14 protein-coding genes are annotated in these 12,088 nt (G+C 36.9%); 4 read left to right on the forward strand and 10 right to left on the reverse strand.

Features of this window, described 5'->3' with window-relative positions; all coding sequences use genetic code 11:
- Positions 1–41: 41 nt before the first annotated feature.
- Positions 42–1,403: an aspartate kinase gene (locus AC4D4A_RS07375; RefSeq protein WP_490995298.1), complete on the reverse strand. Its 1,362-nt coding sequence runs from the start codon at positions 1,401–1,403 to the stop codon at positions 42–44.
- A gap of 339 nt (positions 1,404–1,742) precedes the next feature.
- Between AC4D4A_RS07375 and AC4D4A_RS07380 the strand changes: the two genes are divergently transcribed.
- The gene (locus AC4D4A_RS07380; protein WP_490995299.1) at positions 1,743–1,919 is read left to right on the forward strand and encodes a hypothetical protein; all 177 of its coding nucleotides are present in this window, start codon (positions 1,743–1,745) and stop codon (positions 1,917–1,919) included.
- A gap of 278 nt (positions 1,920–2,197) precedes the next feature.
- Here AC4D4A_RS07380 and AC4D4A_RS07385 read toward each other — a convergent pair whose 3' ends face one another.
- Both AC4D4A_RS07385 and AC4D4A_RS07390 read right to left on the reverse strand, forming a co-directional pair.
- Positions 2,198–2,728, reverse strand: coding sequence for a tetratricopeptide repeat protein (locus AC4D4A_RS07385; RefSeq protein ID WP_490995300.1), 531 nt, complete (start codon positions 2,726–2,728; stop codon positions 2,198–2,200).
- Positions 2,729–2,939: 211 nt separating this feature from the next.
- Positions 2,940–3,494 carry an RNA 2'-phosphotransferase gene (locus AC4D4A_RS07390; RefSeq protein ID WP_490995301.1) on the reverse strand — a complete coding sequence of 185 codons (555 nt, stop codon included), beginning with the start codon at positions 3,492–3,494 and terminating at the stop codon, positions 2,940–2,942.
- A 203-nt stretch (positions 3,495–3,697) separates the two neighbouring features.
- Between AC4D4A_RS07390 and AC4D4A_RS07395 the strand changes: the two genes are divergently transcribed.
- Entirely contained in the window at positions 3,698–4,426 is a 729-nt protein-coding gene (locus AC4D4A_RS07395; protein WP_490995302.1) for an NAD-dependent protein deacylase, read from the forward strand.
- 189 nt (positions 4,427–4,615) lie between these two features.
- Positions 4,616–4,951: a L,D-transpeptidase gene (locus tag AC4D4A_RS07400; protein ID WP_490995303.1), complete on the forward strand. Its 336-nt coding sequence runs from the start codon at positions 4,616–4,618 to the stop codon at positions 4,949–4,951.
- Positions 4,952–5,148: 197 nt separating this feature from the next.
- Here AC4D4A_RS07400 and AC4D4A_RS07405 read toward each other — a convergent pair whose 3' ends face one another.
- The 7 genes from AC4D4A_RS07405 to AC4D4A_RS07435 form a co-directional block, all read right to left on the reverse strand.
- Positions 5,149–5,712, reverse strand: a complete 564-nt coding sequence (locus AC4D4A_RS07405) for an NAD(P)/FAD-dependent oxidoreductase (RefSeq protein WP_490995674.1) — start codon at positions 5,710–5,712, stop codon at positions 5,149–5,151.
- A gap of 298 nt (positions 5,713–6,010) precedes the next feature.
- Entirely contained in the window at positions 6,011–7,204 is a 1,194-nt protein-coding gene (locus AC4D4A_RS07410) for an MFS transporter (RefSeq protein ID WP_490995304.1), read from the reverse strand.
- Between the two features lie 426 nt (positions 7,205–7,630).
- Positions 7,631–8,263: a response regulator gene (locus AC4D4A_RS07415; RefSeq protein ID WP_490995305.1), complete on the reverse strand. Its 633-nt coding sequence runs from the start codon at positions 8,261–8,263 to the stop codon at positions 7,631–7,633.
- The gene (locus AC4D4A_RS07420; RefSeq protein ID WP_490995306.1) at positions 8,260–9,297 is read right to left on the reverse strand and encodes a sensor histidine kinase; all 1,038 of its coding nucleotides are present in this window, start codon (positions 9,295–9,297) and stop codon (positions 8,260–8,262) included. Before AC4D4A_RS07420 ends, AC4D4A_RS07415 begins: the two co-directional genes overlap by 4 nt.
- Positions 9,294–10,022 carry a cell wall-active antibiotics response protein LiaF gene (liaF, locus tag AC4D4A_RS07425; protein ID WP_490995307.1) on the reverse strand — a complete coding sequence of 243 codons (729 nt, stop codon included), beginning with the start codon at positions 10,020–10,022 and terminating at the stop codon, positions 9,294–9,296. Before liaF ends, AC4D4A_RS07420 begins: the two co-directional genes overlap by 4 nt.
- Before the next feature lie 105 nt (positions 10,023–10,127).
- Positions 10,128–10,775: a PspA/IM30 family protein gene (locus AC4D4A_RS07430; RefSeq protein WP_490995308.1), complete on the reverse strand. Its 648-nt coding sequence runs from the start codon at positions 10,773–10,775 to the stop codon at positions 10,128–10,130.
- 16 nt (positions 10,776–10,791) lie between these two features.
- Positions 10,792–11,139, reverse strand: a complete 348-nt coding sequence (locus tag AC4D4A_RS07435; RefSeq protein ID WP_490995309.1) for a lmo0954 family membrane protein — start codon at positions 11,137–11,139, stop codon at positions 10,792–10,794.
- 293 nt (positions 11,140–11,432) lie between these two features.
- Here AC4D4A_RS07435 and AC4D4A_RS07440 point away from each other — a divergent pair, with 293 nt between their 5' ends.
- Positions 11,433–11,846, forward strand: coding sequence for a GNAT family N-acetyltransferase (locus AC4D4A_RS07440; protein ID WP_490995310.1), 414 nt, complete (start codon positions 11,433–11,435; stop codon positions 11,844–11,846).
- Positions 11,847–12,088: the final 242 nt, after the last annotated feature.

Genomic DNA, 12,088 nt, shown 5'->3' on the forward strand with positions numbered 1-12,088 from the left:
GACATCATGAAACATTTCTATAATGGATTTACCACTTTTCCTTACACGCTCACACTGGTAAAAAATTCATTGTAAAGAGCAGCCACTGCTCGGTTTTCCTGAAGTTCTTTCACACCAAACATCATGCTGACTTCAGAAGACCCCTGATTGATCATTTCGATATTGATGCCGGCATCAGACAAAGCCTTGGATGCCCTGGCAACCGTACCAACATTCGAACGCATTCCCTCTCCTACAATCATAATCAAGGATAAATTGTGTTCAATTTTCACTTCGTCAGCCTCTAATTCCTCTATAATCCGGTTTCTAATAATCCCTTCAAGCTCAGAGTCCATTTGATTCTGTCTTAAAATAACAGTCAAATCATCAATTCCAGAAGGAACATGCTCATAGGACAACTTTAAATCCTCAAGGATTTGAAGAAGTTTACGTCCAAAGCCTATTTCTCTATTCATTAAATACTTGCTAACATAAATGCTGCAAAAATCATTGTCACTTGCAATACCGACAACCGGACCATTGGTTAACTCTTTTTTATTCACAATCATGGTCCCAGGAGATAACGGATTATTCGTATTTTTAATATTCACTGGAATCCCTGCTTTAAAGGCGGGAATTAATGCTTCATCATGTAAAACACTAAAGCCAGCATAGGAAAGTTCACGCATTTCTCGATACGTCAATACACTGATTTCCTTTGGTTTATTAATAATCGTTGGATTAACAGAAAATACGGCATCAACATCTGTATAATTTTCGTATAAATCAGCTTTAACTGCATTAGCCAGAATTGCACCTGTAATATCCGAGCCGCTCCGCGGGAACGTCATCACCTTTCCATCCGTTGTATAACCAAAGAATCCTGGAAATATGACGATTCCTTTTTTATTTCTTAAATGATACAGATTGGCATACGATTCTGCTAAAACCTGAGCATTCCCCGGCTCATCACTGACGATTAATCCTGCCTCACGAGGATTCATATATTCAGCCTCAACACCTCTGGCTTGGAAAAAAGCAGCTACCAATTTGGCATTATTGTCTTCTCCACTGGCTTTAACGGCATCCATAAACTGCCCCTTATCACTTAGGTCTCCATTAAGAATTTCCAATAAATCAGCTTTAATTCTTTCGACGACAGAGCCTGAAATAGATAAATCTTCTGCTATTAATCGGTATCGATCAATAACCATATCAAATAAGTATTGATCACAAGCCCCATTTAACCAGCTTTCTCCACATGCAATGAGCAAATCAGTCACTTTTGTATCGGATGAAAATCGTTTACCTGGTGCCGAAACTACCACAATTTTACGTTGTGGATCTGATACGACAATCTCAAAAACTTTATTCAACTGCTCACCGGATGCAAGAGAAGTTCCCCCAAATTTAACTACTTTCATTCTGCATATCCCCTATGTTTAATTTTCAGATAATATAAACTATTATCACTTCTCAGCGCTAAAGTTTCAAGAGAAAATATGAAAAATTTCAAATAATATCCATTGTAACTTCCATTCTTTGAAAGTAAGCCTACTCTTCAAAGAATGAGAATGGCTGATTGCCTCATGAAGGCGTAATAAATATTCTAGATATCGATCAAATTTTGATACCGCGGAAATGAGTAAATGGTACATTTTAAACTTGTCATTTTAGACACAAGTCGAAAATATATTTTAAAAAAACAATAGATTACGAGGAAAAATAAGGTAAAATCATTATTGTCTGGAGGTGGTTAACTTATGTTTGTGGCATCTTTATTTGGATTTATTTCTATATTGGTATACTTAGGAATTATCGTTTTTATTATTTATGTAGCACTTACTATCTTAAAGTTAATGAAACAAAAAAATGAATATCTAAAGGAAATTCGTGACGAAATCAAGAAAAGTAATAGCATCAATCAGTTAAATCCATAATCTTGATACAGTCCTTTATTCTTTATAACTTGTACCAATAACAATAGAAGGGCCGTCACTATGACTTGCCCTTTTTAAATTCTTGAATTTTTTAGTAACTATTATTTTACTTCTTCTTTATTTAATACTCCAATTGCACCAACCGTAAATCACATCGATCGTCCACGAAACATACATGGCAACCAGAGATCACTGTCCAATCATATAGAATGCTTCTTCTAAGTAAAAAGGTTATATACAGTTAGCCTATTCTACCTACAGGGTGAGGTAATTCCGATTTAAGGATTGTCTAAATCTAAAATTTCATCAAGGTGCTGGGCATAGTATGAAATACCACGCTTATAGTACTGAAGGATTTCATCATTTGTAGTTTCCATTAGATTCATTAAGACAATTTCCATAGCCCTTTTATATTCCCCTGTGTTATATAATGCCATAGAATAAAAGACTTGCAGGGCTCGATGTTCAGGAAATTCCGTCACACCACGATGAAGGATGTCAACAGCTTTTTTATAATATCCCAAAATCCGGTAACTGCTTCCTAAACCAAGGAAACATCTTTGTAGATTAGTACCGGATAGACCTTTTTCGATTGCTTTAACATAGTATGGAATTGCTTTTTTACATAACCCAGAATTATCAAAGGCAATCCCAATTTGATAATTTATTTCTGCATTTTCCGGATCATTTTCTGATAGATTTAACAGAAGATTAAGTGCATGATTTAAGATAGCCGAATCCTGTTTTGCACGACCATCTTCCCGCATCGCAATAGCATTATCCAGAAGCTCACGTACATTTTTATCCATTTATTCCCACCTCATTATTTCTTGTAATTTACAATCAGCCGCCTTCCCCTTGTTTCCTACATTCGACAATATTGAATGAAACCCCTTTTTAGAAAAGTACAATTAGATCCAGATTTCTAAAATAGTTGTTATAAATCATCGCAGAACGAAGGGGCAAGAAATATTTTGATGAGATTTTGTTAAGAGTTCTAGCTAACACATCTACTAAATGTTACATCCCTCTTTTATCTTTTTCATTGCCCTCCAAAAACTCAACCGGTACTGTTTTTGTTAACCAAACATGATTTTTTGATCGATAAAACACATATCCTTGTTTCATCATTTCACCACTTCGTACACGATACACAACCGGTTTTCCATGGCGTTTTCCTACATTGATTGCCGTTTCTTCATCAGATGATAGATGAACATACAAACGACTCTTAGGAATCAGTCCAATACGTTCAATGGATTCTGTATACTTTTCTCCTGTACCGTGCCATAAAAACTCCGGTGGGTCCACGATTTCCAGCTCTACATCAACCGAAATGGAATGTCCTTGATTTGCTCGAATAAGCGTCTTGTCCTCATTAAAAGCGTATCTCTGCTTATCATCGGTTCGCACAATTTCCTCTAAGATGTTCATATCAAAAGGATATTTTTTAGAAATACCCTTAATCAATTCCTCGACATTCGCCCATCCATGCTCGTCCAGGGTTATTCCGATCGATTCCGGTTTGTGACGAAGAATCAAACTCATAAACCTGCTCGCTTTAATCAAACTCATTTTTGGGTCCTCTTTTATAACATAAAAATGCGAATAGAAACTCCACGTTCGAAGCTGATTCTCGATTATTCGAATAGTTTCTTCTATTCTCTCATAAAACGCGTTGTATTTTCGCGAAACCAATGATTTATAATAGCCGATTGGCTCATGATATAATGATGAAATAACCATTTATATAGGATCTAAAATAGGAGGCAAATATTTTGTCCAAACTAGCTACTTTATTAAAAGAATCTAACTACACCGTTATCTTCACAGGTGCAGGTTTTTCGACTGAAAGCGGATTACCAGATTTCCGCTCAACTAATAACGGATTGTGGAAGAAGCAAGATCCAGGCACTATTGCCAGTACAGATGCACTTAATCAAAATGTCAAAGAATTTTTTGAATTTTATCGCCAGCGTGTGGTAGGAGTGAAGGAACACGGCCCACATAAAGGCCATTCTATTCTCGCTAAATGGGAACAGGAAGGTATTATACAAAGTATTATCACGCAAAATGTGGATGGATTCCACCAGGAAGCCGGCAGCAATCGAGTAGCAGAGTTGCACGGAACCTTACAAAAGGTGCATTGCCAAACATGCGGTAAGGAATATGGCAGTGAAATGTATTTAAATGAATCCTATCAATGTGAGTGTGGCGGTAAGCTTCGTCCATCCGTCATTTTATTTGGTGAAATGCTGCCTGAAAAACCATTCATGATGGCTGAGGCTGAAAGTGAAAAAGCAGACCTGTTTATTGTTCTCGGATCATCGTTATCAGTGACACCTGCTAATCAGTTCCCTTTAATTGCTAAGCAAAATGGTGCGAAACTGGTTATTATTAATTTAGAGCCTACTAATTTTGATTTTTATGCAGACCTCGTGATAAATGATCGTAAAGCAGGCGAGCTTTTAGCAGAAATAGATGCCGAGTTATCTGAAAATAATTAAACAGATTCATGCCAATCTTTGAGAAGAAGATTGGCTTTTTATATGCAGTTATCTTCTATCTCAGTACCTGGAAGCTGTACAAATTAGTACTAAACAAAGGGCTCTGTTCGTATATATTGCTGCTAATGTCTGTTAATTAACAAATACCTAAATTACTTCATACAATATTAAAAATTGGAGTTGTTATTCATGGCGAGATGGATTGACATATCAACATCGAAACATCAATTAAAACTTTTTGACGGAAATAGGCTGATAAAAGCTTACCCAATTGCAGTTGGAAAAATGTTATCACCAACACCTACTGGGACATACAAGATAATTAATAAACAACGTAATCCTGGAAGACAATTCGGAGTTCTTTGGATGGGTTTGTCAAAGCCTCATTACGGTATACATGGAACAAATACCCCAGCTTCAATCGGTAAGAATGTCTCACATGGTTGTATTAGGATGTTTAATCATGATGTTCTAGAATTATCATCTAGAGTTCCAATTGGCACTAGGGTTGTTATTCATAAATGACTCTGTTAATCTAGCTCCTCTTACTGCATAATTTTGGTCAAATACGACATAAAAGCATCGCTTCTCTTATTCAACTAATCTTCGCCTTAGTTGAATAAGAACGAGAATTCAAAAACGAACATTATCTACAAACAGAGTCAAACAAAAGAACGACCCATTAATGAGCCGTTACCATATCATTCTACAATTCATTTAATTTAAGATTTTAGAATATCGTGGTCAACATAACGTTCCCCATTCAGAGAACTGATTACATTTATCGCGACTCTTGCTCCGTCCCCTGCTGTTATAATTGTATGCATGCTCACACCAGCAACTGTGCCGGCTGCCCAGACATGATCAAGATAGGTTTTACCGGAATCATCGACATCAATCACTTTTTTAATACGCGGTTCAGTACCATCCTTTGTTTTGATGCCTGAAGCTTCAGCGAGGTCAACTAACAAACCGGAAGCCAAGATAACTTCACTTGCCATATAGCTGGATTCTTCCGTTTGAATGATAACTCCATCATTCGCCACCTCTATTTTTTCAACGGTTGCAACCTTGAATTCAGCGCCGAATTTCTCAGCCTGTTTTTTACCGATAGCAATAAGATCAGGTCCAGCAATTTCTTCTACACCATAGTGATTTTCAATCCAGGCACGTTTAGTGACACTTTTATCATTATCCAACACTAATGTTTTTTTACCTGCTTTGGCAGTGAATAATGCAGCACTCGCACCGCTTGGTCCTGCTCCAATAACTATAACATCATACATATCCTCAAACCTCCCCCAACCAATTATAAAATCCCTCTTATTATAACGGAAATAATTACCAAATTCTATCGAAGTGATTCTTCCATCGATCTGACCAATCGTTTCAGTGAAACCAAGTTCTTTTATAATAGTCACAATTTCTTTATTAGCAAATGGTAGGTTAATAATCTGCTTGGATACCTCAACTGAAATATCCTCTTCCAATCACATTCATCCGGTAAAAAAAGAGAAAAGAGCATCTATATAAAAAATCCAGGTGATCAATGACTCACCTGGATTTTTATACGTAATTAAGCAATTAGCGAACTGCTTTCTCACGGGTTATAAGTACGTAAATAACCATCGACATGAATACGGACACAGCCGCTGTCATATAAATGCTGCTGTAGCCAAATGAATGTCCAATCTGTCCGAAAATCACGGCTCCTATCCCTATGCCTAAGTCAAAGAACGAGTAAAATGTAGCATTAGCCATTCCTTTTCGATTTTGAGGAGCCTGATCAATTGCCCATGCCTGCAAGGCTGGCTGAACACTACCAAAGCCAAATCCATAAAGGAAAGCCGCAAACAACATCATGCTCGTACTAGGCAACCAGGATAGTAATAGCATAGCAATAAAAATTAATAATGTCCCCGGTATAAATACAGCCTTGTGCCCTTTGCGATCATATAATTGCCCGGCAAACGTTCTTGTCAACATAACAGATAATGCATAGATAACAAAATACCACTGGATTCCATCGATTCCCTTTTGTGTTGTATATAAAGGAAGAAAAGTAGCTATTCCCCCAAAAGTAAATGTGATGAAAAATGCCAGTATGGATGGTTTTAACGAGCTTTTTTCATATAAATCAAGTATCTTCTTACCGGTTGGCTGTACTGTCACTTTCTCAGCTTTCTTGAACTTAATCTGCGTTGCTACCAGAAGAGCAATAATTCCTAGAATAGCACAAATTAAGAAAAACTGATTAAATGGCATCATAACAACCAAAGCAAGACCAAGAGATGGCCCAATAGCCATCGCAATATTTCCGGACAGCCCAAAGTAACCCATTCCTTCCCCCCGTCTTGATGCCGGAACCAAGTCTGAAGCAACCGTACCAGTAGCTGTAGTTAATGCTCCCCAACCCAATCCTTGAATAATCCGCATCATGAACAGCAAAGCAATACTTGCCATAAAGCCAAATGACCCGAGGGTAAGGATAACAACAATTAAACCTCCGAAATAGACAATTCGTCTTCCCTTCGTTTCTAATGCCTTGCCGGCAAAGGGCCTAATCAGCAAAGCTGAAAATGTGAAAATCCCGACTACCGCTCCTATAAGCTGGTCACTTCCACCTAGATGTTTAACGTACAACGAAATTGTCGGCAAGGTCATTTGAAAACCTAAAAAGATCAGGAAGTTTGTAATACAAATGAAGACAAAATCTCTTGTCCATATTTTTTCCTTCTTTATTTTTTGTTTAACTCCTTGTTGTGCTTGATCAATCATTTTATTTTATACCTTCTTTCTGCTCCTTTACATTATTTATCTTACCCGAATACGAAACTATCTTTCTATGGAAATTTAAAAAATACACAAAAAATCCCCTCTTCTGTCGGCAAGGGAGTGATATATTGTTATTCCCATCTGATAGTATCCTACACTATTCTGCAGTAAAGACTACTTACTAAAATGGATTTATATTTATCTTTCCTTTGATATTGATAGATTCTACAGCTGAATCTACCAACGAAATCTATTTCTGATTATGGAATACCCAACTCACTATATACTTGAATATATACCCACCAATAAAATAAAACTCAAATCTATTTGTACTAGAACAGTGGGAGTTGAGCTTTACTATTTATTATTAAAAATCATAACAAAAATGATCTTAACACAATTGATTAGCATACTCATTCAATCGGTAATCTACTTTATCAATTTATGATGGAAAGCATAAATTACTGCCTGGGTACGGTCCTGAACCTGAAGTTTACCTAATATATTGCTCACATGCGTTTTAACTGTTTTAAGTGCAATAAATAATTGATCTGCTATCTCTTGGTTCGTCTTGCCTTCCGCCATTAATAATAAAATTTCCATTTCTCTAGATGTTAAATCTTCGTGCAAATCTCTTTTATTTGCATTCCTAAATTTAGACATGAGTTTATCTGTCACTTCCGGTACCAGAACGGATTGCCCCTTATAGGTTTCGCGTATCGAATCTGCTATTTCACTTGCTTTCGATGTTTTTAGCATATAGCTGATTGCACCTGCTTCAAGAGCAGGGTACACTTTTTCATCATCAACAAAACTCGTCACAATGATTATTTTTGCCTCCGGCCACTTCGCAAGAATCTGCTTGGTTGCCTCAATTCCATCCATTTCTGGCATCACCAAATCCATCAATATTACATCAGGCTTTAGGCTCAATGCCATTTCGACACCCTTAAGTCCATTTTCCGCTTCCCCTACCACTTCAATGTCGGATAAAGAAGATAAATAAGCAGAAACACCTATACGAACCATCTCATGATCATCTACAAACAATACTCTTATCATACTTTCTCACCTACATTCACTAATGGTACTCTTACTTCGATTCGCGTGCCTTGCTTTGGTACCGAAACCACCTTTAGAATGCCGCCAATTTCTATCGCCCGCTCTTTCATATTTTGCAACCCGTAAGAGCCAGCCTTTGCTTCATCTGCGGTAAATCCAACACCATCATCGATCACTCTCATAATTAAAGAACGTTCATGCTGAATAATATACACTTCCAATAATTGTGCTTTAGCGTGCCGTAATGTATTCGAAACGGATTCCTGGAGGATTCTAAATAGATGATCCTCAATCCCTTTCTCCAATTCCAGATCTTCTACCTTCCATTTTACCGTAAAAGGGATTTTTTGTTTGAGTTCGCTCAAAAGATTATCTACGCCTTCCTTCAAGCTTTTATCCTTTAAATGTACAGGACGGAGATGTAAAAGTAAGGCCCGCATTTCTAATTGGGACTGTTGAATCATACTTTCAACCATCCTAAGCTGTTTTTTCTCCCTTGTCTCTTCATCCCCACCTGATTCATTGATAGCTGACATAAGCATGGAAGCAGCAAAAAGCTGTTGGCTGACAGAATCATGAAGTTCTCGGGCCAATCTGTTTCTCTCCTCTTTAACCATTGCCTGAACTCGTTTTTCCTGTTCCACTGAATTTTCAGTAGCCAGAGCCTGAGAACGTTTTGCCTGATCAAGAAGGACTGTCTGGATTTGTTTTACTTTCTCGACAGATTCAGATAACTCCTTTGTCTTAATCTCTTTTTCCGAAAGGTTTTCCCCGAGGTTCACACTTCGTAATGTATCATTTAACTGATTTATTTCAGATTTATAGAATAACCCGCTTGCAATTCCGAACAAGACACCAAACAACAGGGCAATACTTAGCGCAAATAACAGAAATGGCACATTAAAGATTTTCTTCTCATATAGAGGAGTCCAATCAGAGGAGAAAAAGATTACATAATAACATAAGAATATAGTTAAAAATAGCAGTAGAGAGATTGATATACAGATCAGTAATTGGCGTTTTAGTATACTCATATCCACTTCACCACCAAATTGCCAGCACCAATCGAAGTAACGACCTTTATTTTATAGCTAGCCTCGTTATATCCTTCTGACCTATACATAATTTGCTGATTTCTAAGCTCTTTTTCCTTTTCTTCTAATAAACGCACTTTTCCATATAAACAGGTATGGGATATTTGCACACCAACATCGTACGGTACAAATATTTCAATGTCCCCAATACCATTCCGAATCGAAATGACTGATATTTCCTTAGGTAAGACTGTATTGCTCAAATTGATATGAGTATCTCCGTATACGCTTATCACATTCAGATCATTCCATTCGTATACGTACTCAGGAGTTTGCTGACTTCCAAAAATTCTATTCGTAATCACAGGCTTAGATATTTCACCATTCTGTTTTTCCTGTTCAAACGATTCTTTAGGTTTGATTTGAATAGGTTCACGTCTCTTTTGAAGATGTTGAGAAATAAAATAGAGAAGAAGAATAAAGAAAATGAGCCTGACAATGAATAGATTAATTAAGCCTATAAGACCTGATATTATACCCATCCAAAATATCATTTTCCCAAATAGTTTAGAATAACGGGAATAGCCATAATAAATACAAATTCCCGAAAATAATATGCTAAAAAGAATTTCATGAAAGCGAAAAAAGATAATTTCAATTAAAGCAATGATTAAAATAGCAATTACTATTTTTTCTGCCCAATGGCCTTCTTTATATCTCTGCATATTCCTACCCCCTATCTGTCATTCATCATAGATGAACACCTGCTGATTACTAATCTAAAACAGACGCAGCAAAATACTGCGTCCTACATACTAGAATACCACTTTTTAATTCACTGTTTCCTTCCTTTTTAAATCTTTTTCAATTTCTGCAATGCGGGTATCAATCGTTGCTTCATAATAATTGGATTTCACTCTATTTTCTATTTGCGTCATATAATCATCAATTTCTAAGGATTGCTGCCCCTCGTTCTCTACTGCATCTTTACCGAACTCCATTAATTTGTCCATTTTATGATGGACCTTTGCAATATTTTCCCGTCCCATCAGCTCAAGTCTCTTTATATGCATATCTTTCAGCTTTTGCTTCATTAAAGTAAACTTCTCTTCAAGCTGCTTTAAATCAAGGCCAATTTGCACAAGCAGATGTTCAATTTTGGCTGAACGATCCTCATAAACCGCCTGTTCGTTAATGGCAAATTCGTATAATTCACTCACATCACCTGCTTCCTTAGCAATATGAGCCTGATGTTTACGTTTATCAGCCATTTCCTTAGCAACCGTTAATTCACGCTTCATTTCCTCTTTCAATCGATATTGACGCTGTATTAGTTGTTGGACCTGTTCAACCTCTCTTTCGGATTGTCTCAAATATTGATTCAATTTTGAAATTGGATTCCGCTCCTCCTGCTTATCGATTAAATCATGAAGATCTGCTTCCACCGAATTTTTCATACGAGTAAATAAATTTGCCATGTTTCCTGCACACTCCTCATTTAAAATTTTTATTTAATTGTTCCCATTCTTTTTCAAAGTTTGTAAATGGATCATCAGGACTCACATAGTCCTTTTCCTGCTTATGCTCCTTATATAGATAATAAAGAACATACATAGCCACCAAGCCAATTAGCGCAGGTATATTACCAACTGAAGCCAATAATGTAATGACCGCAATTGCTCCCCAAACCACTTTCGACACATTTGTATCTGCCTTCATGAAGCCTTTCACGGCAAAATACAAAATAGCTAATGTGATGGCCAATGTAATAATGGAACCAATATTACCGATCACGATTAGACCAGCCACCAGCACAATTAAGATCAATCCGAGATTTTTCATTGATATTCCCTCCTTATGTCTTTAGTTTAGCTTGGAAGAATATTCTTTATAACGACCCTGAGCTTGATTCCCAGCTAGGTCTTGAGGCGTAGCTGAACTAGGACTATTAAAAAGAGCCTGTAGTACTGCTTCCAAAAAAATAGCGCAAAAAATAATTAGGGAATCGAGTATTACAATTGGAGAAGAAAATCCTATCCAGCTAGTGCTGAGATGACTATTTCAAGGACAATGGCTAAGAACCTGGTAAAGAAGTATAGTAAGCTATTAGTAGTATGCAAACAAAGGAGGATATTATGGAGAAAGGAATTGAAATTATACATAACACACCCAGCCCTCAGGAATATATAGATTTGCGAATAGCTGCGGGATTGAGTCCAAAAGAAAAACAGGCCGCTGGTATCGCACTGAAGAATTCAATCTTTGCCGTATCTCTTAGAGAAAACGGAAGGCTAATTGGGATGGGCAGAATTATAGGAGATGGAGGCTGTTTTTATCAGGTAGTGGATATAGCTGTCAGCCCCGATATGCAAGGAATGGGATTAGGTAAAGTAATAATGGAAAATCTGACAGACTATCTAAATAACCATGTGCCCCCTGGAGCATACATCAGTTTAATAGCAGATATTCCAGCTGACAAGCTTTATCTGAAATTCGGTTTTGAATATACCGCTCCCCATTCTGTCGGGATGTATCGAAAAATAATCTAGTTTTAAAGAATACGTACTCAGAGTCCATTAAACTCTGATTTTTTGGTTGACCATTCAGGTCTTCTTTAATAAATGTCCGATATCTCCTCTTATTTGTCTCTCACAAGTTAATCTGGCCTTGTATGTTTTATAAATTCGTACTTTTCTACTTATCCTCTCCTATGTGTTTCTACCCACTCTTCTCTTTTTTTCGAGTATAAATCCAATAATAAGCTAAGACGTATTCACCATTTTTTGAAAAA

The sequence above is a fragment of the Pradoshia sp. Z5_111 genome (genome assembly GCF_058267535.1).